Below are 26,989 nucleotides of genomic sequence, written 5' to 3'. Positions count from 1 at the left end.
CGGGCGGGCGGCCCGCCGGGACAGGGCTCAGCAGGCGCGGCCGTCGCCGTCCGGGTCCAGGCGCAGCGGGTCGCTGCCGTGGACCTTCATCCGCTTCGGGTAGCGGTGGGAGGCCAGCCAGTCGCAGCGGGCCTGCGTGGTCTCCTGCACCCCGTCCGGGAAGCGGGTCGGGACGCACTGGTTGACGGTGCCGTAGTGCCGGTCGCAGCCGGCCGTGCTCGGCGGCACCGGGACCGAGTCCCGCTTGCCCGGGTTCTGCTTCGGGGCGGCCTGCGGCGCGTCGGCGAAGTCGTGGACGTGCGGCGACGGGGCGGCTTGGTCGGCGGTGGCGGCCGCGAGGGCCGACGGGCCGCCCAGGTGCACCCAGGTCGCCACCGACGGGACGCCGTTCGCGTCGACCCCGAACAGCATGTACCAGCCGGGCGGGGCCAGGTTCGGGTTGCTGGTGACGTTGAGGTCGACGGTGGTGTCGCCGACCACGCTCAGCGGCAGGTCCACGAACCGCTGGTTGGGGTCGGAGGAGTGGGTGACCGCGGCCGGGCGGATCAGCTCCGCCTTGGCGATCGGCCGGTCGACGGTGATCCGCTGCGTGTCCCCGTACGTCCACTGCCGGTCGATGACCGAGGTGAGCCGCGGGCGCGGGCCCTTGAACAGGTACGGCGGGCTGTAGACCGACACGTTGTGGTTGTACGTGCCGTTGCCCGGGTTGTCGCCGACCGCCATCACCCGGCCGTCGGGCATCAGGAAGGCCGCCGAGTGGTACGTCCGCGGCACCGGGTCGGCCGGCAGCCCCGCCTGGTAGGTGTTGGTCACCGGGTCGAAGAACGAGGCCTCGTACACCGGGTCGGCCCGGTCGTGCAGCCCGCCGCCGGTCTCCAGCACCTTGCCGTCCGGCAGCAGCACGGCCGAGACGTACATCTTGCCCTCGGCGCCGGTCTGCGGGCGCTTGCCCTGGCCGGTGTCGACCAGGCCCTGCGGCAGGTCCGGGCCCGGCGTGTACGCGGGGTTCGGCGTCTTGAGGTCGATCAGGTCGGTCAGCCGGTTCGCCGCCGGGTTCCGCTCGTTGTTGCCGCCGCCGACGGTCAGCACCCGCTGGTCCTGGGCGGGCGGCAGCAGCACGCTCGCCGACTCGTCGCGCTCGTCCTTGTTGCGCAGGCCGGGCACGTCCGTGATCGTGTTGGCGTCGTAGTCGTAGATCGAGGCGCCGGTGCCCGGGGTGCCGTTGCCGAAGGTGTGGCTGCCCGAGTAGAACAGCCGCCCGTCCTGCATGAGGATCATCGACGGGTACAGGCCCCAGTACGACCAGGTCTGGTTGACCTCGTTCATCGGCAGCCACTTGTTCTGCGCCGCGGAGAACTTCTCGGCGGTCACGTTGCCCGTCGAGTCCTCCTTCAGGCCGCCGAAGGAGATCACGTCGCCGTTGCCGAGGATCGTCGCCGACGGGTACCAGTGCCCGCCGTTCATGTCGTTGGTCCGGGTGTACGACTCGGTCGCCGGGTCGAAGACGTAACTGTCCTTCAGCCCCTGGTAGCCGATCTTGCCGTCGGCGGACGGGTAGCCCTTGTTGCCGCTCATGACGAGGACGCGGCCGTCCGACAGCTGCACGTGGCCCGCGCAGAACATGTCGACCGGCGTCGGGATCGTCCTGAAGCTGCCGTTCGCCGGGTCGTACACGGCCGAGGTGAAGGTGCCCGCGTTGAACTGGGAGATGTCGTTGCCGGAGCCCGCGATCAGCAGCACCTTCCCGTTGTGCAGTACGACGGCGTGCATCGAGCGGACCGGGTTCTTCGCCGGGATCACCTCCCACTTGCCCTTCGCGCACTCCTCCGCGGTGCCGGAGCAGGACGGCTGCGGGGGCGGGGCGCCGACCTCCTCCATCGCGTGGTCGTCGGAGGTGACGGAGCCCGTCCCGTAGACCGACAGCCCCCAGCTGATCTTGTCGGTGTTCGGCGGGACGGCCGGGGTGCGCACCTCCGTACGCGACCAGCCGGCGCTCACCGGCGGGTTCTGCAGGTCGGTCCAGTACTGCCAGCCGGCGGTGGTGTCGTGCCGGAAGACGGTCACCGACACATCCGGGGTGTCCGACTTGTACCAGGCCGACAGGTCGTACTGGCGGCCCGGTACGACGGTCGGGGCGCAGGCGGCGTTCTCCGTGACCAGGGCCTTGCGGTCGCCGGTCACCCGGCGCGTCAGCGAGACCCGCATCGCCTTGGTGCCGCTGTGGGCGTCGGCGACGGTGGCGAAGGTGAAGTCGTTGTCGCCCCAGCCGGACTTCTCCCAGCAGGACGGCATGTCGGCGCCGGGCGCGCCGGCGGTCTCGAAACCGGGGTTGGTGAGCAGATTGGGCGGTCCGGCCGCGGCCTGCTGCGGTGCGGTGAGCAGCAGGCCCGCGGTCATCGCCCCGACGGCGGCCAGGGCGGCCCGCCGCCCGGCCCGCCGCCGGATGTTCGCTGGCATGGACGAGTTCCCTTCTGTTCTGTGCAGCTCTGCGCGGCTCGGTCAGCTCCTGGTGTGCGGCTCGGTCAGCTCTTGGTGGTGCGCGCGGTGCGCGGCGTACGGGGCCTGCGCGGCCCGCGTCGCGGTCTGCGTCGCGGCAGGTAGACGAGGGCCTCGGTGGCCGCGAACCGCAGGACGAAGGTGGTGACGAGGGCGAGGGCGGTGGCCGGCAGCACCGGCAGCCCGAACCGGGCGACGAACAGGCCGATCAGCGGCAGGCGCAGGAGCAGGTCGGCATTGGCGAGCAGGGCGAACCGGCCGAGGCGGTCCGCCCAGTGGCGGTGCCGGCGGCGGTCGCGGAAGAGCAGCCCCTCGATGAGGGCGAAGTTCCACAGCACCCCCGCCTGGTTGGCGGCGATCTCGGCCGGCAGGTAGTGCATCCCGGCCCGGGTGAGCAGCCACAGCGCGAGCAGGTTCGGGACGAAGCCGGAGAGACCGACCAGCCCGAAGCCGATCATCCGGGCCAGCGGGGTCGCGGACCGCAGGGCGGCGAGGTGGGCGAGGAAGCGCATCCCCTCGCGGGCGGTGGACTTGGACTCGCCGGCGTGCCGCTCCTGGAAGACGAACGGCACCTCCGCGGTCCTCGCGGGGCGGCTGGGGGCACCTCCCAGCGGTAGCTGGGGGCGCACCGCCAGCTCCAGCAGGATCTTGTAGCCCAGGGGCCGGAGGGCCTCGGCGGTCACGGCCGAGCGGCGGATGGCGAAGAAGCCGCTCATCGGGTCGCTGATGCCGCGCAGGGCGCGCGGGAAGAGCCCTTTGGCGAGCCAGGTCGCCCCGCGCGAGACCGCGACCCGGTAGCCCCCGGCGAGTCCGGCCCGGCTGCCGCCGGGGAGGTAGCGGGAGGCGACGACGAGGTCGGCGCCGGTCCGCTCGCCCTCGCCGATCAGCTCGGGCACCAGGTGGGGCGGGTGCTGGAGGTCGGCGTCCATGACGACGACCCAGTCCCCGGCCGCCCGCTTGATCCCCTCCACCACGGCCCCGCCGAGGCCGCCGTCCGCGGTCTCCCGGTGCAGGACGGCCACGGGGAACGGGCAGCCCGGGGCGGCCTTCTCGATGACCTCCGGGGTGTCGTCCGTGGAGTCGTCCACGAACAGCACGCTGTAGGGCGGGCCGGCGGGGAGGGACGTGGTGAGGGAGGCGGCGAGCCGGTCCAGCAGCTCGGTGATGTTCCCCGCCTCGTTGAACGTCGGGATGATCAGGGTGACGCCGCCGCGGGCGGGTGCCTCGGCCGCCTCCAGCAGGACCGGGGCGTGCGGGGCAGCGTGCCGGGGGTGTGCGGCATGCGGCGTGCGCGGTTCTTCGCTCATGCCGGCCTCAGCTCCCGTCCTGGCGGCCGGCGGACTCCGTCCGGCGGATCTCGATGCGGTCCTCGCCGGAGCCGAAGACGGCCACCACCGTCGAATGCTCCAGCGCCGCCCTGACACGGGGCAGGTCCCGGGCGTCCCGGCGGACCGTGGGCGAGGAGACCACGTAGTCGATGTCCCGCCAGCCGCGCGGCAGGGTCTCGGCGACGGCCGGGTCGAGGTCGGCCTTGTAGAACCAGATGGCGCCGAGCCCCGGCTCGAAGCCGTGGTGGACGGCGTCCAGCCAGAGCGCGTCGTCGAGCAGGACCCGGGTGTGCGCCGGGTCGGCGACCTCGCGGCCCAGCCAGGCGGCCGCCTGCCGGTAGGGGGCGTTGGCGTCGGCCGTGAGCGCGGTGCGGTTGCCCTCGTACCAGCGCGGCAGGACGTACACGGCGGCCGCGACGGCGAGCACGCCGACCAGCGCCCGGCGCCCGTACGTGAACACCCGGCGCTCCCCGGCCGTGCGGCGGCGCCGCAGCACCGCGTGGGTGACGCCGGCCGCGCCCCCGGCGAGGACGAGCGCGAGGAACGGCAGCGCCTGGATGACGTACATCGCCGGCAGGTAGCCGTCGGGCCGCAGTGCGACGGCCGCGAGGATGGCGGCGGCCAGGGCCGGGCCCGCGAGCGCGCGGGCGGTGACGGACGTGGGGGTCCCCCCTGCTCGAGCGAAGCCGAGAGCTCGGGGGAGGGTGGTGGCGAGCAGGAGGAGCGCGCCGGCCAGCCCGCCGAGCGGGAGGACGGTGTCGTAGTAGAGCCAGGAGCGCAGGACGCCGTTCGAGCCGGAGCCGGGGGTGAGGAGGAAGCCGGAGCCCGGGCGGCTCATCTGGTAGGTGATGCCGTCGATGAGGGAGACGTGCCCGGGGCCGGGCAGCAGCTCGTTGTTGAGGAGCGCGTACAGCGGGTACGACAGGCCGATCAGGGCGCAGGCGGTGACGGCGCCGGTGACGGCGAACTTGCGGGTGTCGGGGTGGCTGTGCCGCCACATCGTCACCAGCAGCGCCGGCAGCACCACCAGCATCGTCTCCTTGGTCAGGACGGCGGTCGCGGCCGCCAGGCCGGACGCGAAGTGGTGCCACAGGTGCCGCCGCGGGGACGCGGCCAGGCAGAAGGCCAGCAGCATCCACATCACGGCGAGGTTGTCGAGGAAGATCTCCCGCTGGAGCACGACCGACAGCGGCGACAGCCCGAACAGGGCCATCGCCAGGCCGGCGGCCCAGCGCGGCAGCCACAGGCGGCGCGCGAGGACGTAGAGGAGCACGGAGCTCGCGGCGGAGACGACGACCATCGACAGGCGCATCGGCGCCACGGTCATCCACTCGGGCACGAGGAGGGACGGCAGCCAGGTCAGGGCGGCGATCTGGATCCAGCCGAGCGGCGGATGGTCGTACCAGTACGTGTAGTGGGCGAGGCCCTCGCCCTGCTGGACGGCCCACGCCTGGGCGAGGTACGTGCCCTCGTCGTCGCTCAGGGCGGGGTAGTCGGTGATGTTCCAGCCCTGGACGAGCACGATCAGCAGGAGCAGGGCCCCGCAGAGCAGCAGGTCGGGGCGGGAGGACCGGAACCGCACCGGCGGCCTGGCGGTCGGGGCGGCCGGCCGGGCCCCCGGACCGGCGTCGGGGCCGGCGTCCGGACCGGCGTCGGGGCGCGGTCCGGCGGGTGCCGGGGTGGTGACGGCGGCCGCGGCCGCGGCGGCCTCGGCGGCGGTGGCCTCGGCGGCGGTGGCCTCGGGCTGGGGCTCCGTGGCCGTGGGCAGGGTGGCGGTCACCTGTGGCTGTCCTCTCGGATCGCGGCGGACGGGACGGAGGCGGCGGGGCCGGTGGAGCCTGCGGAGCCGGTGGAGCCTGCGGAGCCTGCGGTGCCGGTGGAGCCTGCGGAGCCGGTGGAGCCTGTGGAGCCGGTCGAACCCGTGGGGTCCGTGGAGCCGGTGAGGTGGGCGCCGGTGTGGCGGGTCAGCTCCCACTCGGTGCGGCCGCGCTGTTCGCGCCAGACCGCGCGGATCGCCGCGCCCGCCAGCATGACCTGGTAGAAGGGGCCGCCCGCGATCAGCTTGAGGTAGTGCACGAAGCGCACGCGCAGCCCGTACTGGCGGCCGAAGTCGTGCAGGCCGACGATCTCGAAGACGAAGGTCACCAGCGCCGTGATCAGCGGCAGGAAGGTGATGATCGCGACGCCGACGGGGACGTCCAGGAAGAGGGCGACGGCGGTGTTCACCGGGATGATCACCCCGGAGGCCGCCTGCATGAACGGGGTCATCAGCGTGTAGCGGGCCAGCCAGCGCTGGCCCCGGCCGGGCAGCCGCCGCCAGTCCCGCTTCCGGTAGACCTGGAGGAAGCCCTGGTTCCAGCGGGTGCGCTGCTTGAGGAGGCTGACCAGCGAGCCCGGGGTCTCCTCGCGGGTGACCATGTCGGAGTCGTAGGCGACGACCACCTTCTTGCCGGCCGACGACAGCCGTACGCCCAGGTCGCAGTCCTCGGCGAGGCAGTCCTGGTCCCAGCCGCCGGCCTCGCGCAGGACGCCGGTGCGGACGAAGACGGTGTTCCCGCCGAGCGGGATGAAGCCCTTCTCGGCGTGCAGGTGCAGGCGGGAGCGGAACCAGAAGAAGTACTCCAGGCAGTTGCGCAGGCTGTACCAGCTGGAGTGGAAGTTGATCAGCTGGACGCCGCCCTGGACCACGTCGGCGCCGGTGGCGCGGAAGGCGTGGTCGACGTGGGCGAGGAGCTCGGGGTGGACCTGGTCCTCGGCGTCGAAGACGCCGACGATGTCGCCCCGGCAGTGCGGGAGGGCGGTGTTGAGGGCCTTGGGCTTGTTCTTGGCCTCGTGGTGGTCGACGACGACGCGGACCCGGTCGGGCGCCAGGGCGGCGGCCTCCTCGGCGACCGCGGTGGTCTCGGGATCGTCGTGGCCGACGATGACGATGATCTCGTAGTCGGTGTGGCTCGATTCGAGCAGCCGCTCGACGGTGTGCCGTAGGACGGCCTGTTCGTGGCGGGCCGGCAGCAGGAGCGAGAAGGCCAGCCGGCCCTCGCCGTCGGGCCGGTCGAACCGGGTGGAGGCGAGCGTCTCGGGCGTCCGCCAGGCGTGCATCTGCCACCACAGCGTGAACGCGGCCATCCAGAACAGGGCAATGGAAATTGCCGATATGAACACAGAGGCGTACAAACCGTCCCCCCACAGACATGCCGCATCCCCCACGGCATCGAAAACCCCCCGAGGGGGTCGGGACAGGCCCCCCGGCCCGCCCGACCCCCACCACCCCCGGTTCGGCTGCTGCTACCCCGGGTTACATCCGAAGCCATGAGAGTAGGCAGTGAACATGACATTCAGCCGCCTGCCGGGGAAAAACCGGGGCGCCGAACCGGCACTCAGGGAACCGGAGTTGACGGCACTCCATCAGATTCGCGGGCGAACCGTGCCCAACTGCTCCCCCAGCTCGACCGGATCCGTCGTAGGCCGCGCGCAGACGAAATGCCGGCAGACGTAGGCCGTGGGGCGGTCGTGCAGGAGAGTGCGCTCCGCCAAAAGAGGGAATTCGTCTCCGCTGCCGTCCGCGCCGTGCGGCAGCCCGACCGCCACCACCGCCCCGGGAGCCGTCCCCAGCAACGCGGCCCGGTGCAGCTCGGCGCGCGCCGGATCGTCGGGGTGGCCCGCCACCGCCACCTCACGCGGACCGTCCAGCAACGCCTCGGCGACCGCCAGCCCGTGGCCGATGAAGCGCGGCACACGCGGACCCAGCGCGTGCACCACGCCGAGCGCCCGCTCGGCCGCCGTGCGGTGCGCCTCCGAACCGGTGTGCGCGGCGTACGACAGCAGCGCGCCCGCGGCGGCCATCCAGCCGGACGGGGCCGCCGTGTCGGTCGGGTCCTGGGGGCGCCGGATCAGCTGCTCGGCATCGTGCGCCGTGTCGTAGAGGCTGCCGTCCTCGGCGGTGAACCGGTCCAGCACCAGGTCGAGGAGGATCCCGGCGAACTCCAGCCACACCCCCTCCCCGGTCACGGCCGCCAGCGCGAGGAAGCCCTCGGCGACGTCGCCGTAGTCCTCCAGCACCCCGGCGTTGCCGCCGGCCCGCCCGTCCCGGCTGGTGCGCAGGAGCCGCGGGGCCCGGCCGGCCGCCGCCTCGAAGTGGACCCGTACCAGCAGGTCGGCGGCCTCGGTGGCCCGCTCGACCAGGTCCGGCCGGTCGAAGAACGCGCCGCACTCGGCGAGGGCCGCAACGGCCAGGCCGTTCCACGCCGCGACGACCTTGTCGTCCCGGCCGGGCGCGGGCCGCCCGGCGCGCGCCGCGAGCAGCCGCTCCCGGACGGCGGCGATCCGCCCGGCGTCCACGACCGGCCCGTCCTGCGGCAGTTGCAGCACCGACGCACCGTGCTCGAAGGTCCCCTCCTCCGTCACCCCGAAGTACGCCGCCGCCAGCGCCCCGTCCTCCGCACCGAGCACCGCCGCCAACCGGTCGGGCGTCCAGGCGTAGTACGCGCCCTCCGCCGGCTTGCCGGTGTCCGGGTCCTCGCTGTCGGCGTCGAGCGCCGAGGCGAACCCGCCCTCGGGGGTGCGCAGTTCCCGGACCATGAAGTCGGCGGTCTCCAACGCGACCCGCCGCGCCAGATCCGACCCGGTGGCCCGCCACAGATGCGCGTACACCCGGCACAGCAGCGCGTTGTCGTAGAGCATCTTCTCGAAGTGGGGTACCAAAGGTCCACCAGCCCTAGGCGTGAGTACGTACCGGTGGAACCCGCCTCCCACCTGGTCGTACAGGCTCGAACGAGCCATCGCGCCGCACAGCCCTTCTGCCATCTCCAGCGCCGCCACGGAACCGGCCCGCGCGTGGTGGCGCAACAGGAACTCGATCACCATCGACGGCGGGAACTTGGTATCTCCCTTGAACCAGCCGCTCGCGGGGTCAATGTCCCGAGTCAACTGAAGGAGCGCAAGGGCCTGGGTCTCCTCGGTGGGCATTCCGGCGTCCCCGGTGCTCAGCTCCCGCCCGGCAAGGTCCCGAGTGATCTTCCCCGCGACTTCTCCCACCTCGTCCCGCCGGCTCGTCCAGGCGTTGTGCACGCCTTCGAGCACCTGACGGAAAGATGGCATGCCATGGCGAGCCTCGGGCGGGAAGTAGGTGCCGAAGTAGAAGGGCTCGGCGTCGGGGGTGAGGAACACGGTCATCGGCCAGCCGCCCTGCCCGGTGGCGGCCTGCACGGCCTCCATGTAGACGGCGTCGACGTCGGGCCGCTCCTCGCGGTCCACCTTGATGCTGACGAAGTGCTCGTTCAGGTAGGCGGCGGCCGACTCGTCCTCGAAGGACTCGTGCGCCATCACGTGGCACCAGTGGCACGCGGAGTATCCGACCGACAGCAGAACGGGTACATCGCGCCGTTTCGCTTCCTCGAACGCCTCGGGTCCCCACGGCCACCAGTCGACCGGATTGTCGGCATGCTGAAGTAGATAAGGCGAGGTCATACCAGCCAACCGGTTCATACGGCCCAGCCTCTCACAGCGTCTACCGCGACCAGTGAAACACCGACGAGCCCGCCTCACTTGGCCGAATTGCACTTATGCGCCATGACGTGGTGGGCGGCTCCTTCCCTTCCGAGTCGGGCAGCCCGGCACCTCGAAACAGTAGGCTTGGCGCAGCAGCGCCGGACCTGCCGAGGCCTCTCGAAGGAGGTACACCATGACCGCCGAGATGGTGGCGCCCGCGTGGATGCACTCGCAGATCAGCGCGGAGCAGTACGAATCCTGGTCCGAGGAACAGTGCGCCGGCATCGAGATCGTGGACGGGATGGTCGTCGTGGGCCCGAGCGCCTCCAAGCGGCACAACCGGCTGGCTCGGCTCCTGGCTAATGCCCTGGACGCCGCCGCGGGCCCGGACTGGAACGCCGACACGGACTTCGACGTCCGTCTTCAGGACGTTCCACTCACCAACCGCCGCCCTGACGTCATCGTCTACCGGGCGGACACCATCGACCTCACGCCCACCCGCCCCGAGCACGTACTCCTGGTCGTCGAGGTGGTGTCGCCCGGTTCGGAGACAACCGACCGGGTCGTGAAGGTGGACCAGTACGCCAAGGCCGGCATCCCCTTCTGCTGGCGGGTCGAGCAGGCCGCCACCGGTGTCCCGATCGTCTACACCTACGTCCTCGACCCCGCCACCAAGGCTTACAGGGACGGCGAGATGTTCACCGGCACGGTGACGGCCACCGCACCTTTCTCCATCACGGTCGATCTTGGGGACATGTAGGGAACGGAGAGGTCGCCGCGCACAGCACACCTGCTGGGCGAAAGCGGGTTCGCCCCCGGCAGAGGGGAGACAGGCCGCCACCACTTGCGAGCATTGGCGGCAGGTCCACGCCCTACACAAGCGCAGAGTCGGCCTGCTGGAGTACGAGCGCCGTCTCAACCTTGCTCTCAACAACATCAAACGCTACGACCGTGTCGCCGAGCCCGACCGCCTTATCCGAGCCTGACGGATGCTGGCGTACTTCTCGGGCCCCCACTCGGGCGAAGCGGCCAGTTCGGCCTCCACCCAAGCGTCTATGCTCCTGCCCAGTTCCTCATCGTACGTACTCATGCGGCTACCCGCTGGCAGCACCCCAGGTCAGGACTACCTGGTTGTGTAAGTTCATCGGCACCAGTGGCAGCTGCTGTACCCGACGCTGAGCAGCACCGGCAGATCGCGCTCGCGCGCCTCGGCGAAGGCCTCCGGCGACCAGGGCCACCAGTCGACGGGATTGTCGGCGTGCTGGAGGAGATACGGCGAGGTCTCGTTCGCGAGGCGGTTCGGCACGGTGCCATCCTTGCGCACCGGGCGCGGCCGCGCCCCGCGGACGGCGGACGGGGCGGCGCAGGCGTCGGGGTAGGACGCCGGACGCCGGACGTCAGGCGCGGTTGCACACGTGGATGGACATGGTGCCGGACATGTCGAAGTGGCGGATCCGCAGCTCGGTGCCGTTGTACGCGACCTCCAGGCGGCCGAACATGTCCTGGGCGCCCAGCGGGAACCAGGGGAGCATGATCCCCAGGTTGTCCTTCACGGTCTCGGGCACCTTGTCCACGGAGGAATGGGAGACGTCCGGTTCCGTGAGCTCCTTCGGGCCGGTGAGGACCTGGAGGTCCAGTCGGCCGCGGCGCATGGACCAGGTGCCGGTCCAGGTGCCGGCGATGCCGGACCAGACGATCGTCCAGGTGCCGTCCTCGCGGATCGCGGCCCGGCCGGTGTCCTTGCGGCCGCCGATGCCGCCGCCGGGCAGGGTCGAGCGGATCGTCCAGGCGCCCTTGATGAACTCGGCGAAGGCCCGGCCCACCACCCCCGTGGCGGCGGGCGTGGGCGAAGCCGAGGCGGATGGCGAGGGCGAGGCTGACGCCGACGCCGTGGGCGAGGCCGAGGCTGAGGTCGAGGGGGATTCCGGGGCGGAGGGCGAGGCGGGGGTGGCGGGCTTGTCCTTGCCGGTGCAGGCCGACAGCAGGGCCGCGCCGGCGCCGAGCGCCAGGTAGCGCAGGGTGGTGCGGCGGCCGACGAGCCGGGTCGCCGTGCGTATCTCTCGTACCGTCACCGAGTCCCCCGAGGTGTGCAGTTGGATCTTGCCGGAGTGTACGGGGGCGGGGGTCGGGGCGCCCGCAGTGCCCCCGCGGGGGCCGGGCCGGTGCACGATCGGCCGCGCGGAAGTCGTGGGGCGGCGGATCGTGGGTCAGCATGGGTTACGGCCTGGCACCCGACCGAGGAGGGCCGAGATGGCCTTGATGACGACGGTGTTCGCCGCGTCGCTGGCCCTGACGGCAGGCGCGGCCACCCCGAGCCCCGGACAGGGCGCGGTGAGCGTGGCCGGTGCCTTCCGGCCGGCCGACGACACCGGGTACGGGGCGGTCACCTATGCCCCCGGGTCCGTGCCGGTCGGCAGCCGGATCCGCGTCACGGAGCAGACCGGTGACGACGGCACCCGGATCGAGCTCCGGCTGGAGGGCGTCGAGGCCGGCCGGACCTTCGGCGCCCACGTGCACCGGAAGCCCTGCGGGAAGGATCCGGCGGCGGCCGGGGCGCACTACCAGGACGCCGTCGACCCGGTGCAGCCCTCCGTCGATCCGGTGTACGCCAACCCGCGCAACGAGGCATGGCTGGATCTGGCCACGGACGCGCGCGGCGACGGCCGTTCGCAGACGACCGTCGGCTGGCGGATCCGGGCCGGCGAGGCCGGTTCGGTCGTGGTGCACGAGCACGCGACCCACACCGTGTCCGGCCACGCGGGGAGCGCGGGCCCGCGCCTCGCGTGCATCACCGTGCCGTTCGTCTGACGGGCCGCGCGGTCCGTCACTGTGGGTGGCGGTGCACCGGCCGGGCGGGGCGGGAACGCACATATATGCACGCGGTTTCCCGGATGTGGGGCAACTCCCTCTGATCTAGCTCAAGTTCTATGTCGCGCACAGGCCTGCGGTCCCACACTTGGGGCACGTTGCCGGAGCTCTCTTGAGGGGATGCCGATGCGGGACAGCCATCGCGGTGAGGCCGAGCGACTGCTGGAACGGGCCGTGGACGAAGAGGACCGGCGCGCCGCCGCGACGGGGGCACCGGTCGACAGGGAGGCGCTGCTGGCGCGCGGACGCCAGACGCTGGACGCCCTCGCGGCGAGCGCCGCCGAGGAGTACGAGGCGTACGTGCGGGCCCTGGACGAGGCGGCCGACGGGGAGGAGTCCCTCGGCGAGGCCTTCCGGCGGCAGAACACCTCGACGGCGCTGCTCGTCACCGCCGTCGCGGCGGTCGCGGCCGCCGGTGTGGACCTCTCGCTGGGCGTGGCGACGGGGACGGCCTTAACCGCCGGGGCCGTCACCGGGATCGCCGGCGCTGCCGCCGCGGTCGCCAAGGTGACGGCCCTGCACCTGCCCGCCGCGAACCGCCGGGCCGGCGAACGGGGGCGGCCCGGCGGACCGGAGCAGCTGAAACTGCAGTGGCTGTCGGCGTTGGAGGTACGCGGGATACGCCCGTTCCTGGAGCAGCAGCGCGCGGTGGCGGCCGCGGCCCGCCAGGCCGCCCGGCAGGCCCCGCGCCCGGCCGGCGCGCAGCTGCGCGGCGGGGACCGCAGCGCCGAGGCCCGGCGGCGTACGGTGCTGGAGCAGTCGTGGGCGCAACTGCCGCAGTCCGCGGCCTCGTTCACGGGGCGGCGGGCGGAGCTCACCCGGATCGCGCAGTGGGTGCAGGCGGCGCGGGCCAGTACGGAGACCCGCCCGGTGGTCGTGGTCCTGCACGGCGAGCCCGGAGCCGGCCGCACGGCCCTGGCGCTGCGGGCCGCGGACGCGCTGCGCGACCAGTTCCGCGGCGCGTGCGTGGTGGACCTGCGGGGCGGCGGCCCTGCCGGCGGGGAGGCGCCGCTGCCGACCCGGGAGGCACTGCTGCACCTGCTGAACCGGCTGGGCGCGCCCCGCGAGCAGCTGCTGTTCCGCGAGGGGGCCTCGGGCGAGCAGCAGGTGCGGCGGCTCGGCGAGCTCTACCACCAGCACCTGCAGGGGCTGCCGGTGACGGTGGTGCTCGACGACGCGGTCGACGCCGAGCAGGTCCGGATGCTGGTGCCGGAGCGGTCGGAGAGCCTGGTGCTGGTGACGGCGCAGCAGCCGCTGGAGCTGCCCTCCGACGTACGGGCGTGGGTGCACCAGCTGCCGGTGGAGCCCCTCGCGGACCCGGACGCGGCCGAGCTGCTCCGGGCGGCGGCCGACACGGCGGAGCCCCCCTCCGCCGCCGAGGACAGCGGATCCCTGCCCGGGCTGCCGCAGCTGCTGGCCCTGGGCGGCGGGCTGCCGCTGGCCCTGCGCGTCCTGGCCCCGGTGGCCGCGACGGCCCCGGAGGCCCTGACCGCCGCCGCGGAGGCCCTGCCCGCCCGAGTGGGGGCCCCGACCGCCGCCGCGGAGGCCCTGCCCGCCCGCGCGGAGGCCGCCCTGCCTGCCGCCGCGGAGGCGGACCCCGAACGCGCGGAGGCCCCCGGCCCCGGCCGCGGCCCCGAGGAGGACCCCGGCCCCGGCGCGCGGCTGGAGCGGGCCCTCGGCCTCGCCTACGCCTGCCTGCCCGAGGAGCGGCGCCGGCTGCTGCGCCGCCTCACCCTGGCCGGGCGGGCCTCGCTCGGCCCGTCGGCCGCGGCGGCGCTGATCGACACGGACCGGGCGGCGGCCGGGCGGCTGCTGCACGAGCTGGCCCGGGCCGGCCTGCTGGACCCCGTACGCGGCGAGCGGTTCCGGATGCACGACGCGGTGCGCGCGTACGCGGAGGCGCGGCTCGCCGCGGACGAGGACCGCGCCACGGCCTCCGCGGCCCACGGCCGGCTGATCCGCGGCTACGCGCAGCTCGCGGACACGGTGATCCGCATGGTCGACGGGAAGACCTCGCACCGCGCCGGCCACTTCGGCGGCCACGGCTTCCCCTCCCTCGACGCGGCGCTGCGCTGGCTGGACGAGGAGTCGAGCTTCATCACGGCAGCCCTGCGGCACACCGAGGACGTGGACCAGCAGGCGGTCCTGGACCTGCTGGGCGCGCTCTGCGACTTCTGCCTGCTGCGCGGGGACCTGTACCGGCTCGGCGAGATCAACGAACTGACGCAGACCGTCGAGGCGGCGCACCGGGGCGAGCCGGGGCAGAGCCGGATGGTCCGGTCGGTGCAGTGGCGTACGGGCATCGCGGCACGCCAGCTCGGCGAGCTCGACAAGGCGCGCACCACGCTGGCGTCGGTCGTCGACCAGTACCGGGAGGCACAGCAGGACGCCGGCGCGGGCATGGCCCTGATCTCGCTCGGCATCACCCTGCACCACCAGGGGCAGCTGCCGGAGGCCGCGGCCCGGATCCGGGAGGCGCTGGAGCTGCAGGAGCCGGACAAGCTCGCGGGCGACCGGGCGTGGGGCCTGCACGCCCTGGCCGCGGTCGAACGCGACCGGGCGCGGCTCGCCGAGGCGATGGCGCTGCTGGAGCAGTCGCTGGCCCTGCACCGGGAGAACGAGAGCGTCCACGGCGAGGCGTGGGCCCACTTCCAGCTCGGGCAGGTCCACCTGCGGCTCGGCGCCGTGCCGCGGGCGGAGGAGGAGCTGCGGCTCGCCCTCGACCTGTACGGGCGCACCCGCGACGACCGCGGCCAGGCCTGGGCCCTGACCCAGCTGGGCCGGGCGCGGGTCGTCGACGGGGACCCCGGGCCGGCGGCCGGGCAGCTGCGGGACGCGCTGGCCCGGCACCGCGAGGCCGAGGACGCGCGCGGCGAGGCGTGGACGCTGTACTACCTCGGGCACGCGCTGGAGGAGGCCGGCGACCTCGACCAGGCGGTACGGGAGCTGGAACGGGCCCGGACCATGTTCTCGCGGATGCGGGACGTGTACGGGCTCGCCTACGCCCGGCACCACTCCGGCCGCGTCACCCGCGACCAGCGGGCCGCACAGACCGGAAACCTGAAGAACTCCGGCTTCGCCCGGCAGCTGCTCGTCGACGCCCGGGCCGACTTTGGGCGGATCGGGCTCGCCCACGGCGAGGCGTGGACCTGCGTCGAGCTGGCCGTGGTCGACGCCGGCAACGAGCGGGTGGCGCAGGCGCTCGGCCTGTGCGAGGAGGCCGCCCGGCTGTTCATCTCGTACGGGGACCGGCGCGGGGAGGACTGGGCGCGGTTCCTGCGGTGCACGCTGCTGCCGTACGCGGTGCCGGGCGCCGGCGTTGCGGAGGCGCGGGCCGAGCTGACCCGCCTGGCGGACTCGCCCCACGTGATGCGGGACGCTCGGCTGGCCGACTGCCTGGACACCTACACGGTGGTTCTGGGGCGGGGTGTGGACCCGGCGGAAGGCTGGCAGGCCTGGCGCCTGGCCCTGACGCCGACCCTCCGCTCCCGCGAGCTCATGGGCGTCCCGCTGCCCGACTCCCGCTGACCCCGGCCGGCACCCCGCCGGGCCGCCGCAGCCCGTGTCGCGGCATGCCGGGGCCCCGCCCGGTGGTGGGACACCACCGGACGGGGCCGCCCGGGCCGGGGCGGGCGGGGCGGGGCCGCCGGGCGGGCGGCCGGGCCGAGGGGGTCGGCCAGGCCGAGGGGGTCGGCTAGGCCGAGGGGGTCGGGTTGGGGCCGGTGCCCGGCTCCGGGGCTTCCTCGAAGTCGACCCGGCCCATGTGCCGGTTCATCGACTTCATCAGCCCCCACACCCCCAGGGCGAGGGCGGCGAAGACGAGGAAGCCCAGGATCCCGGGCGTCACCTTGTTCTTGTCGAAGGTGTCGCCCGCCAGCGGAACGAGCTGGATCAGTGCTGCCTGTGTAGCGCTCATGGCTACGCATTCTCCCGGATGCCGGCGAAGAGGTCGGACTCGGGGAGGGAGGTGTCGACGAGCGACTTGGCAAGCTCGTACTCCTCGGTGGGCCAGACCTCCTTCTGGATCTCCATGGGGACGCGGAACCAGCCGCCGTCGGGGTCGATCTGCGTGGCGTGGGCGATGAGCGCCTTGTCGCGGATCTCGAAGAAGTCGGCGCAGGGGACGTGCGTCGTCAGCGTCCGCTCCTTGCGCTCGAACTCCTTCCACCGCTCCAGCCACTCCCCGTAGGGGGACTCCATGCCGCGGGAGAGGAGCGCCTCGTGCAGGGCGATGGTGCGCGGCTTGTTGAAGCCCTGGTTGTAGTAGAGCTTCTGCGGCTGGTAAACGGGCCCGAATTCGGCTTCGGGGTACTTCTCGGCGTCGCTCGCCCCGTCGAAGGCCACCATCGTGATCTTGTGGGTCATGATGTGGTCGGGGTGCGGGTAGCCGCCGTTCTCGTCGTACGTGGTGATGACCTGCGGCCGGAAGGCGCGGATCTTCTTCACCAGGCGGCCGGCCGCCTTGTCGACGTCCTCCAGGGCGAAGCAGCCTTCGGGGAGCGGGGGCAGCGGGTCGCCCTCGGGCAGGCCGGAGTCGACGTAGCCGAGCCATTCCTGGTCGACGCCGAGGATCTGGCGGGCTTCCTCCATCTCCTTGGCGCGGACTTCGTGGATGTTCTCCTCGATGTACTTGTCACCCTGGAGCTTGGGGTTGAGGATCGAGCCTCGCTCACCGCCCGTGCAGGTGACCACCAGCACGGGCACCCCCTCGGACACGTACTTGGCCATGGTGGCCGCGCCCTTGCTCGACTCGTCGTCGGGGTGGGCGTGGACGGCCATCAATCGCAGCTGCTCGGTCAAGACAGGATCCTCTGTGATTCGTCAGGCGGACGGCTCCTATAGTGACCGAATCGGGGGGCGGAAAAATTCCGGGGTCGAGCCCGGAATCAAGCGGAACCCGACACTCTGGGAAGGAACGATCATGAGCACGGTGCGCGAGGGCCTGCCCGAGGGCCGTTACGGCCGGTCGGCCGACGAGCGCGCGGACCGCACGCTGAAGATCGTCGGCTCGGTGCTCGGCGTCGGCCTGCTGGCCGTCGTCGGCTGGATCGGCTGGGGCTACGTGGCCGGCAAGGACGTCAGCGCCGAGGTGATCAAGTTCCAGGTGGTGTCGGACTCCGAGGTGAAGGTGCACCTGGAGGTGCGCAAGGAGGCCTCGGTGACCGGGGTGTGCACGCTCATCTCGCAGGACACCGGGCACGGCGAGGTGGGCCGCGCGGACTTCACCTTCGGGCAGAAGGAGTCGCGCGTCGACGAGGTCGTCACGGTGAAGACCACCGGCCGCGCCACTGCGATCGAACTGGCCGGCTGCCAGGCGGCGGGGTCCGCGGGCTGACCGCACGCCGGGTGGAACGCCGGCGGAACGCCGGTGGAGCACCGGTGGAGCGCCGGTGGCACGCCAGGGCGGAGGCCGGGCGGCACTTTGGTCCCGTTGCTGCTCAGGGGCCCGATGACACACTTCGTGCACACGGTGTCCTCCCCCTTTTCTTCCCGAATTGTTAGGCTCGTGGTTTCGCCCGCCACCGGCGGACAAGTAGTCCCCTGTACCGACGAGGAGCACCCGTGACCCAGACGAGCGAGAGCGTCACCTGGCTGACCCAGGCGGCGTACGACCAGCTGAAGGCCGAGCTGGACTACCTCTCTGGTCCCGCACGCACGGAGATCGCCATCAAGATCGCGGCTGCCCGTGAAGAGGGCGACCTGCGCGAGAACGGCGGTTACCACGCGGCCAAGGAGGAGCAGGGCAAGCAGGAGCTCCGCGTCCGCCAGCTGACGCAGCTGCTGGAGAACGCCAAGGTCGGCACGCCCCCGTCGGCCGAGGGCGAGGTCGCGCCCGGCACCGTCGTCACGATCGCCTTCGACGGCGACGAGGACGACACGATGTCCTTCCTGCTCGCCTCCCGCGAATACGCCTCGAACGACTTCGAGACCTACTCCCCGCAGTCCCCGCTGGGTGCGGGCGTGCTGGGCAAGAAGATCGGCGAGGACGCCGAGTACGAGCTGCCGAACGGCAAGACGGCCTCGGTCCGGATCCTCGACGTCAAGCCGTTCACCGGCTGACCGCCCCGGAAGGCGCACGACAGGCGCACAGCACGGCGGAGCCCCCTTCGGACCGATCGGTACGGTACGGAGGGGGCTCCGCCGTTTCCCCGGCCGGCCGGCGGCGCCGCGCGGCCCGGCCACCGCGCGGCCCGGCTAGCCGATCACCGTGTACCCGGCGGCGTGCAGCGAGCGGGCGACCTCCGTGCAGTGCTCCCGGCCCTTCGTCTCCAGGTGCAGCTCGACCTCCACCTCCGTCAGCCCCAGCCGCGGGTCGGTCCGTACGTGGCTCACGTCCAGCACGTTCGCGTCGACCACCGACAGCACCGCCAGCAGCCCGGCCAGCGCCCCCGGCGCGTCCGCCACCCGCAGCCGCAGCGACAGGTAGCGGCCCGCCGCCGCCATGCCGTGCCGCAGGATCCGCTGGAGCAGCAGCGGGTCGATGTTCCCGCCGGACAGGACCGCCACCACCGGGCCCGCCCCGTACAGTTCGGGCTCGCTCAGCAGCGCGGCGACGGGGGCGCAGCCCGCCGGCTCGACGACCAGCTTGGCCCGCTCCAGGCAGAGCAGCAGGGCGCTGGAGAGCTCGTCCTCCGACACCGTGCGAACGTCGTCGAGCAGTTCGCCGATGATCCGGAACGGGACGTCGCCGGGGCGGCCGACCTTGATGCCGTCGGCCATGGTGCTCGGGTTGTCGATCGAGACGGGGTGGCCCGCCCGGAGCGAGACCGGGTACGCGGCCGCGCCCGCCGCCTGCACGCCGATCACCCGCACGTCCGGCCGCAGCGCCTTCACCGCGACGGCGATGCCCGCGGCGAGTCCGCCGCCGCCGATCCCGACGAGGATCGTGCGCACCTCCGGGCACTGCTCCAGGATCTCCAGGCCCACGGTGCCCTGCCCGGCGACGATGTCGCGGTGGTCGAAGGGGTGGATGAACACCGCCCCGGTGCGGTCCGCGTACTCCTCGGCCGCGGCGAGGGTCTCGTCGACGACCTGGCCCTCCATCCGCACGTCGGCCCCGTAGTCCCGGGTCGCCGCGACCTTCGGCAGCGGCGCCCCGACCGGCATGAACACGGTCGCGTGGACGCCGAGCAGCGCGGACGCGAGGGCCACGCCCTGCGCGTGGTTGCCGGCGCTCGCGGCGACGACGCCCGCCGCCCGCTGCTCGGGCCGCAGTCCCGCGATGCGCACGTACGCCCCGCGCAGCTTGAAGGAGCCGGTGCGCTGGAGGTTCTCGCACTTGAAGTGGACCGGGGAGCCGGTGAGGGAGGAGAGGTGCCGGCTGCCTTCCATCGGGGTGACCCGGGCGACGCCCGAGAGCATCTTCTGGGCCCCGAGGACGTCGTCGAGGATGACGGGCGGGACGGGCTGCAGCACGCGGTAGTTCATGCCGCCAGTCTCGCAGCCCCCACCTGTCACGGGCGTGTTCCGGCTGACGGGTCGGACCGTGCGGAAGGGGCGAAATCCGGCCATGCGGGACGGGGGCGGGGGCTTGGTCCGTACCGTGTCCCGCGCCGGTTCCGTACCGGGCTCGTACCAGTCGTACCAGTTCTCCCACGCGGCGTACGAGCCGCCGTATGGCCGCGTACTCTGTCCCCCATCCTGTCGGCCCCACGCGAAGAGAGCTCACGGCCATGCCTTCCAACCCGGCCAATTCCGACCTGCCCGCGGCGGCCGAAACACGCCCCGAAGCGGGTCTCCTGGACGCGCTCCAGCACCAGGTGGCCGTCTTCGCGCGCCGCGCCGAGCAGACCCGTCTGGGCGGGGTCGGGCAGGCCCGCAACTCGATGGACCGCGCCGCGTACCTGCTGCTGAACCGGCTCGACCTGGAAGGCCCGATGGGCGTCAAGGCCCTCGCCTGCGGCATGGGCATCGACTCCTCCACCGTCACCCGGCAGGTCGCCCCGCTGGTCGACACCGGGCTGGTCAAGCGCACCTCCCACCCCGAGGACGGGCGGGCCGTGGTCCTGGCGCTGTCCCCGCGCGGGCTGGCGCGGCTGGAGGAGGTCCGGCTGTCGCGGCGCGAGCTGATGGCCCGGGTCACCGACGGCTGGAGCGAGGACGAGCGGGAGGCGTTCACCGGGCTGCTGACCCGCTTCAACGGCTCGCTGTCGGAACTGATGGGCACCGTTTCGGAGGCCGGCCCGGCCTCCTGAGGCGGTACCCCGCGGGCGGCCCGGACCGGGTGTGTCCGACCCCTTGACCGGGGCCGTCCCCCTGGCCGCACCATAGGCCGTGTGGACCACCGAGCGGGGCCCTACGCCGAGTTCGAGGCCTTCGTCGCGGGCGCGGCGGGGCGGCTCCTGCATGTCGCGGTCCTGCTGACGGCCGAGGCCCGTGGCGTGTCGGGCGCCGCGTCGGGTGATGCGTCAGGCGCCGCGGCGGGGGCCCCCTCGGGGGCCGTGTCCGGGGCCGACTGCCCGGCCGCCCGCCGGCTGCTGGCCGGCGCGCTGGCCCGTACGTACGCCGGCTGGGAGCGGCTGCGCGGCGACGACCCGTACGACCACACCCGCCAGGAGCTGTGCGCCGCCTTCGCCCGCACCGGGCGCCGCCACCTCGGCGGCCGGGGCGTCCTCGCCCCGCTCCCCCCGCTGGAACGGCTCGTGCTCGTGCTGTGCGTGTACGAGGGCGTGGCGCACGAGGTCGCGGCCGCGCAGCTCGGGCTGCCGGTCGAGCGGGTGCGGGTGCTGTCCGGGCGGGCCGTGGACGTGCTGCGGGCCCGGCGGGAGGAGGCCGCATGAGCAGCATCCCGGACCGCAAGGAAGCCCAGGTCAGGCGGCTGATGCAGGGCCCGCACCCGGTGGTCCCGGCCGGGCTGGCGGCCGCTGCCGCGGCCCGCGGGGACCGGCTGCTGCGCCGCCGGCGCATCCTGCACCGGGCCGGGTGGACGCTGCTGGTCGCGGCGGCGGTGGCCTTCGCGGTGTGGGCGGCCCTGACCCACCCGTGGCAGGTCCCGCCGAGCGACGTCTCCCCGCCCCTGGAGGGCTGGTAGCCGCCGCCCGGCGGTGACGTGGGTGACGTGGGTGACGTGACGGCGGCGAACCGGGGTCCGCCGCCGCCCTGTTGCCCCTCGGCCCCGGGGCCGCCCTGTTGTTCCTAGCCCAGGGCCTGGGTCAGGTCCGCGAGCAGGTCGTCGGCGTTCTCGATGCCGACGGACAGGCGCACCAGGTCACCGGGGACCTCCAGCGCCGAACCGGCCACCGAGGCGTGGGTCATGCGGCCCGGGTGCTCGATGAGGGACTCGACGCCGCCGAGGGACTCGCCCAGGGTGAACAGCTTGGCCCGGTTGCAGACCTCGACCGCCGACTCCTCGCCGCCGAGGACGCAGAAGGAGATCATGCCGCCGAAGTTGCGCATCTGCTTGGCGGCGATCTCGTGGCCCGGGTGCTCGGCCAGGCCCGGGTAGAGGACCTTGTGCACCTTGGGATGGCGGGTCAGCATCTCGGCGATCCTCGCCGCGTTCTCCGCGTGCCGGTCCATGCGCACGGCGAGGGTCTTGATGCCGCGCAGCACGATCCAGGAGTCGAAGGGGCCGGCCACGGCGCCCATCGCGTTCTGGTGGTAGGCCAGTTCCTCGCCCAGGGCCGCGTCGGCGGTGACCAGGGCGCCGCCGACGACGTCGGAGTGGCCGCCCATGTACTTCGTCAGCGAGTGCACGACGACGTCCGCGCCGAGCGCGAGCGGCTGCTGGAGGTACGGGGAGGCGAAGGTGTTGTCCACGACCAGCTTGGCGCCGGCCGAGCGCGCGATCTCGGCGACCACCGCGATGTCGGTGATGCCGAGCAGCGGGTTCGAGGGGGTCTCGACCCAGATGACCTTCGTCTTCGGGGTGAGGGCGGCGCGCACGGACTCCGGGTCGGAGGTGTCGGCCACCGACCACTCCACGCCCCAGCGGGAGACGACCTTCGCGAAGAGGCGGAACGTGCCGCCGTAGGCGTCGTTCGGGATGACCACGTGGTCGCCCGGGACGAGCAGCGTGCGCAGCAGGCAGTCCTCGGCCGCGAGCCCGGACGCGAAGGCCAGGCCGCGCGTGCCGCCCTCCAGCGCCGCGAGGTTCTCCTCCAGCGCGGTGCGGGTCGGGTTGGCGCTGCGGCTGTACTCGTAGCCGCCGCGCAGGCCGCCGACGCCGTCCTGCTTGTACGTGGAGACCTGGTAGATCGGGGGCACGACCGCGCCGGTCAGCGGGTCCGCGGTGTTGCCCGCGTGGATGGCGCGGGTTTCGAAGCTCTGGTGCTCGTGGCTGTCGTCGCTCATGGGCAGAGCCTAAGGCCCGTACGGCCGTGCGCCACCCCGCGGCCGCCGCCGGGGGCGGGTCCTGCAACACGGCGTTCGCATTCGCCTCGGCACGGGTCGGTCTGGTTCGCTTGAGGGCATGGAGATTCTGTGGTTCCTGATCGCCGTCGGCCTGCTCGTGGCCGCCCTCGGTCCGCTCATACGGCGCAGGCGGGCGGGCGGCCTGCGCCTGGTCCCGCCCGGCAGCCCCGACGCCGCCGACCCCGCGGACTACGGGTTCGCCCTGCAGGAGGAGCTCGACGTCCGGGTGCCCGGCCCCGACCGGGACCTGATGGACGCGCTCGCCGTCGTGCAGCGGACCGGGCAGTGGCAGGCGGCCTCCCAGCTGCTGGCCGGCACCCCCAAGGACGGGGAGCTGCGCTGGCAGCGGGTCCAGGCCTTCGCCGGGGCGGCGGCGCTGGAGCTCTCCCCCGGCCACCGCCGGGAGGCGCCCCCGTCGCAGCCCGGGGTGGGCGCGTCCTGGCTGAAGGCGTGGCGGCTGCAGGACGGGAAGGACGCGGGCGGCGCCCAGGTGCACGCCGAGCTGCTGGTGCAGCAGGCGTGGCGGCACTCGGGCGGCGTGGGCTCCGAGGACCACCGGATCATCCTGGAGGAGGCCCGGGAGGCCTGCCGCAAGGCGGTGCTGCTGGCGCCGGGCGACCCGGTCCCGTACATCACGGAGCTGGCGGTCGCGCGGGCGCTCGGCTACTCGGAGGCGGAGTTCGACACCCTGTGGGCGAAGGTCATCGACGTGGCCCCGAACCACATGGGCGCCCACCTGGCCGCCCTGCACTACTGGTGCGAGAAGTGGCACGGCTCGCGGGAGAAGGCCGACGCCTTCGCCCACGCGGCGGCGGCCCGCGCCCCGCAGGGCTCGCTGCTGGCGGCCCTGCCGCTGTTCGCGGTGTACGAGCACAAGCCGGACCTGGTGCTGGGCGCCTTCTGGCAGAGCGCGGTGGTGACCCGGGCGGTGGAGGGCGCGCTGTACGCGGTGCACCAGGCGCGGCCCGACGACCCGATGCTGGCGCACGTACGGCACCTGCTGCTGTCGTTCCTGGTGCCGATGGAGCGGTGGGCGGAGGCCATGGAGCAGGTGCGGCACGTGGACGGCTGCGTCGGCGCCCTGCCGTGGTCGGCGTCGCAGGACCCGGCCGCCGAGTACGCGGTGTACCGCGCCCTGGCGGTGGCCGGCTACGAGGCCAACGGCGGTTCCCCGGCCACCCTGCCCCACTGAGGCACCGCTGAGGCACTGACTCACTGACGCACCGTCGACGCCCCGCTGGCGCGCCGCCTTCGGGCCATAAGGTTGCCGTAAGTGACCATGAGGCCGCATGATCCCCCCGTGGCCGTCGGGCCGGCCGGCGGGTCCGGGCGACTCCGGCTCCGCCACCGGCCCGCCTCCGACCCGGCGCGGCCGCAGGTGCCGCACGCACCGCACCGCACCGTCGCCGCCACGGCAGCAGCGGCCGGGTCTCCCGTACCCGGCCCCGGCCCAGCCCCGGCAGACTGCGCGGACGGTGCGCCCGGCACCACCGCACCGTCTTCACCCCCGGGGGGATCTGTCCCATATGGGCGCTTCACTGCGCGCGTTGCGCGCGCTCGTCCTGCTCGCAGGCTTCTATCTGCTCGGCCTCGTCCTGCTGGCCCTGCTCGCCGGCGCCGACTTCGGCGCGTACACGGCCGGGCTGCGCGGTTTCGCGCTGCTCAAACTGATCGCCGTCACCGGCGTCCTCGCCATCCCGATCGTGCGCGGCATGTTCATGCTCCGCACCCCCAAGGGGGACGCCGAACCCGGAGTGCCCGTCGGCCCCGAGCAGGAGCCGGTGCTGTGGCAGACCGTCCGCGAGGTCGCGGAGCAGGTCGGCACCCGCGCCCCCGACGAGATCGTGCTGATCGCCGACGTCAACGCGGCCGTCAGCGAGGACTCCCGGCTGCTGGGCCTGCTCCCCGGCACCCGCCGCCTCTACCTCGGGCTGCCGCTGATGACCGGCCTGGACGAGATGCAGCTGCGCGCCGTGCTCGCCCACGAGATGGGCCACTACGCCAACTTCGACACCCGGCTCACCCCGCTGATCGCCCGCGGGCGCGCCCAGCTCACCCGTACCGTCGGCCACTTCCACGAGCGCGCCGCGGCCAAGGTCGCCAAGGAGCGCGCCCGGCAGGAGGAGAAGGCGCAGAAACGAATCGCCAAGGGCAAGAAGGCCCACGAGGTCGACACCGGCGGCGAGGGCGCCACCTACCGTGCGATGGCCAGGATCTACATCGCGTACGGCCGCTTCTACCTGCGCGCCACCCGCACCTCCTCCCGCCGCCAGGAGCTCGCCGCCGACCTGGCCTCGGTCAAGGTCGCCGGACGCGACGCCGCCGCCTCCGCCCTGCGCGAACTGAACGCGCTCGGCCCGGCCCACGAGTTCTACATGAACGCGTACGCCACCCTCGGCCTCGGCGCCGACCTGATGCCCCGGCCCGGACAGGTCTTCGGCGGCCTGCGCAGCCTCCTCGACGCACGCTCCGACGAGCTGGACGAGATGCGCCGCGAGCTGCCCACCGAGCCCGCCGACCCGTACGACTCCCACCCGCCGCTCGCCGAGCGCGTCGCCCGCATCGAAGCCCTGCCCGACGACGGCCGCAGCCACACCGACGCCCGCCCCGCGCTCGCCCTGCTCTCCGCCCCCGAGGCGGCCCAGGCCGCGCTGGAGCAGGCCGTGCTGACCCCGCAGGCGCTCGCCCTGAAGCGGGTGGACTGGCCGGACCTGGTCCACGAGAGCATGACCGCGTACGCGGACCGCGGCGCCCAGGACGTCCGCGACGCCTTCGCCGCGGAGGGCGCAGCCGCCACCGACGGCTCAACCCCGCACCCGGACCTGGACCTGGCGGCGGTCCTGGACGCCATCGACGCCGACCCGGCCCTGCGCTGGCGCGTCGCCGACCGCTTCCCCAAGTCCGAGGAGGCCGCCGCCGCCACCGGCCGCACCGCCCGCGAATTCGCCCGCCCCGTCGTCCGAAGGCTCCTGGGCCGGCTCGTCACCGTCGAGCTCACGGCCCGCGCCACCGCCCGCTGGGAGCTGTCCTGGTCCGAGCCGGCCGCGCTGCGCTACCCCTCCGAGGAATTCGAGGAGCAGCTGGAATCCGCGCTGGAGGCGGCCGCCGCCGACCAGTGCGACACCGAACCCCTGCGGAAGCTGGTGCTTGCCCCGTGATGATCGGACTCGCCGTCCTCGGCGTCCTGCTGCTCGCGGGCGCCCTGAAACTGCTGCGCGCCATGTACTACGTGCGCAAGGCGCGCAGGCTCAACGCCCGGTCGGACGCCCTGGAGGCCGAGATCGCGGCCACCCAGGCCACCACCGAGGCCCTGGAGGAGCAGACCAAGGCGGAACAGGCCGCAGCCGTCGTCGCGCTCGGCTTCCTCCCGGAAGCCGACCTCGACACCGAGCACGCCCGGCCCGTGCCCCCGGAGGAGACGGCCGCGCTGGCGGCGGTCCGGGCCGGCGACTGGCAGGCCGGCGCCGGCTGGATCGACGCCGCCGGAACGGACTGGGAAGAGCGCTGGGACCGGGTACGCACCCTGTCCGAGGCCGCCGCCGAGGACGACGCCTGGCTGCTCGCCTGGCAGGCGGCCCGGCCCGGGGACCCGACGGCGGCGGTCGTCGAGGCGGACACCGCCGTACAGGTCGCGTGGAACGTGCGCGGCAGCCAGTCCGGGGCCCGCACCACACAGGAGCAGTTCCGGCTCTTCCGCGAGCTGCTGCTCACGGCGGAGCGGACCGCGCACGCCGCCCAGAAGCTCGCCGACCCCGCGGACCCGGTCCCGTACATGGTGGAACAGGCCATCGGGATGGGCCTGGGCTACCCGCACGAGCGGTACGAGGAACTGTGGGCGCAGATCACGGCCCGCGCCCCCAGGCTGCTGACCGCGCACACCCACTGCATGCAGTACTGGGCGGCGAAATGGCGCGGCTCGCACGAGCTGGCCCTCGGCTTCGCCCGCAAGGCGGCCGACGCGGCCGAGCCCGGCGAACTGCTGTCGCTGCTGCCGCTGATCGCCTACTTCGAGAACGAGGCGTGGACCAAGGACCTCCAGGCGGAGGACTACTACAAGGAGCCCGAGGTCCGCGCGGCCGTCGACGCCGCCCTCGCCGATCTGGCGGCGGCCGCCCCCGGCGACCGGCGGGCGGTCAGGCTGCGGCACATGCTGGCCTGGATGCTGTTCTGGCAGGACCGGGACGCCGAGGCGGTGGAGCAGTTCCGCCTCATCGACGGGTACATCGGCACCATCCCGTGGTCGTACCACTCCCAGCCGAAGCGGCGCTACCTGTACGCACGCGACTGGGCGGTCCGCGTGACCACGGACGCGCAGTAGCGGCCGGCGACGGACGCGCGGCAGCAGCCGGCCGTCCGGCGCCGGACGCGCGGCAGCAGCCGGCGACGGGCGGGCCCGGATCTCCTTCCACCCTGCGGTGGGGAATCCGGGCCCGCCCCCGTCCGTTGAGGGAGGTACC

The 26,989-nt window shown here is 73.5% G+C and carries 21 protein-coding genes and 1 pseudogene; 11 read left to right on the top strand and 11 right to left on the bottom strand.

The features are described 5' to 3' along the window. Positions 1-27: 27 nt before the first annotated feature. From ACIQUT_RS12280 to ACIQUT_RS12260, 5 genes are all read right to left on the bottom strand, one after another. Positions 28-2,457: a galactose oxidase-like domain-containing protein gene (locus ACIQUT_RS12280; RefSeq protein ID WP_403562136.1), complete on the bottom strand. Its 2,430-nt coding sequence runs from the start codon at positions 2,455-2,457 to the stop codon at positions 28-30. A 65-nt stretch (positions 2,458-2,522) separates the two neighbouring features. Next, positions 2,523-3,803 (bottom strand): glycosyltransferase, encoded by a 1,281-nt coding sequence (locus tag ACIQUT_RS12275; protein WP_403562134.1) that lies wholly within the window; start codon positions 3,801-3,803, stop codon positions 2,523-2,525. A gap of 7 nt (positions 3,804-3,810) precedes the next feature. Next, entirely contained in the window at positions 3,811-5,604 is a 1,794-nt protein-coding gene (locus ACIQUT_RS12270; RefSeq protein WP_403562132.1) for an ArnT family glycosyltransferase, read from the bottom strand. Beyond that, positions 5,601-6,998 (bottom strand): glycosyltransferase, encoded by a 1,398-nt coding sequence (locus ACIQUT_RS12265; RefSeq protein ID WP_403562130.1) that lies wholly within the window; start codon positions 6,996-6,998, stop codon positions 5,601-5,603. Before ACIQUT_RS12265 ends, ACIQUT_RS12270 begins: the two co-directional genes overlap by 4 nt. Before the next feature lie 231 nt (positions 6,999-7,229). Then, positions 7,230-9,308, bottom strand: a complete 2,079-nt coding sequence (locus ACIQUT_RS12260; protein WP_403562127.1) for a thioredoxin domain-containing protein — start codon at positions 9,306-9,308, stop codon at positions 7,230-7,232. A 196-nt stretch (positions 9,309-9,504) separates the two neighbouring features. Between ACIQUT_RS12260 and ACIQUT_RS12255 the strand changes: the two genes are divergently transcribed. Beyond that, positions 9,505-10,071 (top strand): Uma2 family endonuclease, encoded by a 567-nt coding sequence (locus ACIQUT_RS12255; RefSeq protein ID WP_403562125.1) that lies wholly within the window; start codon positions 9,505-9,507, stop codon positions 10,069-10,071. Between the two features lie 387 nt (positions 10,072-10,458). Here ACIQUT_RS12255 and ACIQUT_RS12250 read toward each other — a convergent pair. Together ACIQUT_RS12250 and ACIQUT_RS12245 are read right to left on the bottom strand one after the other, a co-directional pair. Further along, positions 10,459-10,617, bottom strand: a pseudogene (locus ACIQUT_RS12250) (DUF255 domain-containing protein); the annotation flags it as partial. A 91-nt stretch (positions 10,618-10,708) separates the two neighbouring features. After that, the gene (locus tag ACIQUT_RS12245) at positions 10,709-11,383 is read right to left on the bottom strand and encodes a hypothetical protein (RefSeq protein WP_403562123.1); all 675 of its coding nucleotides are present in this window, start codon (positions 11,381-11,383) and stop codon (positions 10,709-10,711) included. A 178-nt stretch (positions 11,384-11,561) separates the two neighbouring features. On the opposite strand from ACIQUT_RS12245, the gene ACIQUT_RS12240 reads away from it, so the two are divergent. Both ACIQUT_RS12240 and ACIQUT_RS12235 read left to right on the top strand, forming a co-directional pair. Then, positions 11,562-12,119 (top strand): superoxide dismutase family protein, encoded by a 558-nt coding sequence (locus ACIQUT_RS12240; RefSeq protein WP_403562121.1) that lies wholly within the window; start codon positions 11,562-11,564, stop codon positions 12,117-12,119. A gap of 186 nt (positions 12,120-12,305) precedes the next feature. Then, positions 12,306-15,707 carry a tetratricopeptide repeat protein gene (locus tag ACIQUT_RS12235; RefSeq protein ID WP_403562119.1) on the top strand — a complete coding sequence of 1,134 codons (3,402 nt, stop codon included), beginning with the start codon at positions 12,306-12,308 and terminating at the stop codon, positions 15,705-15,707. A gap of 166 nt (positions 15,708-15,873) precedes the next feature. Here the strand turns inward: ACIQUT_RS12235 and ACIQUT_RS12230 are convergent, their stop codons facing one another. Next, positions 15,874-16,095 carry a hypothetical protein gene (locus ACIQUT_RS12230; protein WP_403562117.1) on the bottom strand — a complete coding sequence of 74 codons (222 nt, stop codon included), beginning with the start codon at positions 16,093-16,095 and terminating at the stop codon, positions 15,874-15,876. A gap of 2 nt (positions 16,096-16,097) precedes the next feature. Then, complete coding sequence (mca, locus tag ACIQUT_RS12225; RefSeq protein WP_403562115.1) at positions 16,098-16,979, bottom strand: mycothiol conjugate amidase Mca; 882 nt, start codon at positions 16,977-16,979, stop codon at positions 16,098-16,100. A gap of 121 nt (positions 16,980-17,100) precedes the next feature. On the opposite strand from mca, the gene ACIQUT_RS12220 reads away from it, so the two are divergent. Then, positions 17,101-17,514: a DUF4307 domain-containing protein gene (locus ACIQUT_RS12220; protein ID WP_403562113.1), complete on the top strand. Its 414-nt coding sequence runs from the start codon at positions 17,101-17,103 to the stop codon at positions 17,512-17,514. A gap of 227 nt (positions 17,515-17,741) precedes the next feature. Further along, entirely contained in the window at positions 17,742-18,239 is a 498-nt protein-coding gene (gene greA, locus ACIQUT_RS12215) for a transcription elongation factor GreA (protein WP_403562111.1), read from the top strand. Positions 18,240-18,374: 135 nt separating this feature from the next. Here the strand turns inward: greA and ilvA are convergent, their stop codons facing one another. Beyond that, a complete protein-coding gene (gene ilvA, locus ACIQUT_RS12210; protein WP_403562109.1) occupies positions 18,375-19,607 on the bottom strand; it encodes a threonine ammonia-lyase in 1,233 nt (410 codons plus the stop codon). Between the two features lie 245 nt (positions 19,608-19,852). Here ilvA and ACIQUT_RS12205 point away from each other — a divergent pair, with 245 nt between their 5' ends. The 3 genes from ACIQUT_RS12205 (at position 19,853) to ACIQUT_RS12195 (ending at position 21,210) form a co-directional block, all read left to right on the top strand. After that, positions 19,853-20,374, top strand: coding sequence for a MarR family winged helix-turn-helix transcriptional regulator (locus tag ACIQUT_RS12205; protein WP_403562107.1), 522 nt, complete (start codon positions 19,853-19,855; stop codon positions 20,372-20,374). An 81-nt stretch (positions 20,375-20,455) separates the two neighbouring features. Continuing rightward, positions 20,456-20,959 (top strand): sigma factor-like helix-turn-helix DNA-binding protein, encoded by a 504-nt coding sequence (locus ACIQUT_RS12200; RefSeq protein ID WP_403562105.1) that lies wholly within the window; start codon positions 20,456-20,458, stop codon positions 20,957-20,959. Then, positions 20,956-21,210, top strand: a complete 255-nt coding sequence (locus ACIQUT_RS12195; RefSeq protein ID WP_403562103.1) for a hypothetical protein — start codon at positions 20,956-20,958, stop codon at positions 21,208-21,210. The genes ACIQUT_RS12200 and ACIQUT_RS12195 overlap by 4 nt, the downstream gene beginning before the upstream one ends. Positions 21,211-21,314: 104 nt before the next feature. Here the strand turns inward: ACIQUT_RS12195 and ACIQUT_RS12190 are convergent, their stop codons facing one another. Continuing rightward, on the bottom strand, positions 21,315-22,472 hold the full coding sequence (locus ACIQUT_RS12190) for a cystathionine gamma-synthase (RefSeq protein ID WP_403562101.1): 1,158 nt from the start codon (positions 22,470-22,472) through the stop codon (positions 21,315-21,317). Between the two features lie 118 nt (positions 22,473-22,590). Here ACIQUT_RS12190 and ACIQUT_RS12185 point away from each other — a divergent pair, with 118 nt between their 5' ends. From ACIQUT_RS12185 to ACIQUT_RS12175, 3 genes are all read left to right on the top strand, one after another. Further along, positions 22,591-23,724 carry a hypothetical protein gene (locus ACIQUT_RS12185; RefSeq protein WP_403562099.1) on the top strand — a complete coding sequence of 378 codons (1,134 nt, stop codon included), beginning with the start codon at positions 22,591-22,593 and terminating at the stop codon, positions 23,722-23,724. A 334-nt stretch (positions 23,725-24,058) separates the two neighbouring features. Beyond that, entirely contained in the window at positions 24,059-25,690 is a 1,632-nt protein-coding gene (locus ACIQUT_RS12180; protein WP_403562097.1) for a M48 family metallopeptidase, read from the top strand. Next, positions 25,687-26,850, top strand: a complete 1,164-nt coding sequence (locus ACIQUT_RS12175; RefSeq protein WP_403562095.1) for a hypothetical protein — start codon at positions 25,687-25,689, stop codon at positions 26,848-26,850. Before ACIQUT_RS12180 ends, ACIQUT_RS12175 begins: the two co-directional genes overlap by 4 nt. The last annotated feature ends 139 nt before the right edge of the window (positions 26,851-26,989 follow it).

The sequence above is a fragment of the Streptomyces sp. NPDC090445 genome (assembly GCF_044769385.1).
In the GTDB taxonomy this organism is placed as follows: Bacteria; Actinomycetota; Actinomycetes; order Streptomycetales; family Streptomycetaceae; genus Streptomyces.
Note: the sequence above shows the minus strand (reverse complement) of the source record. Positions and strands in the feature narration are given on the sequence as shown.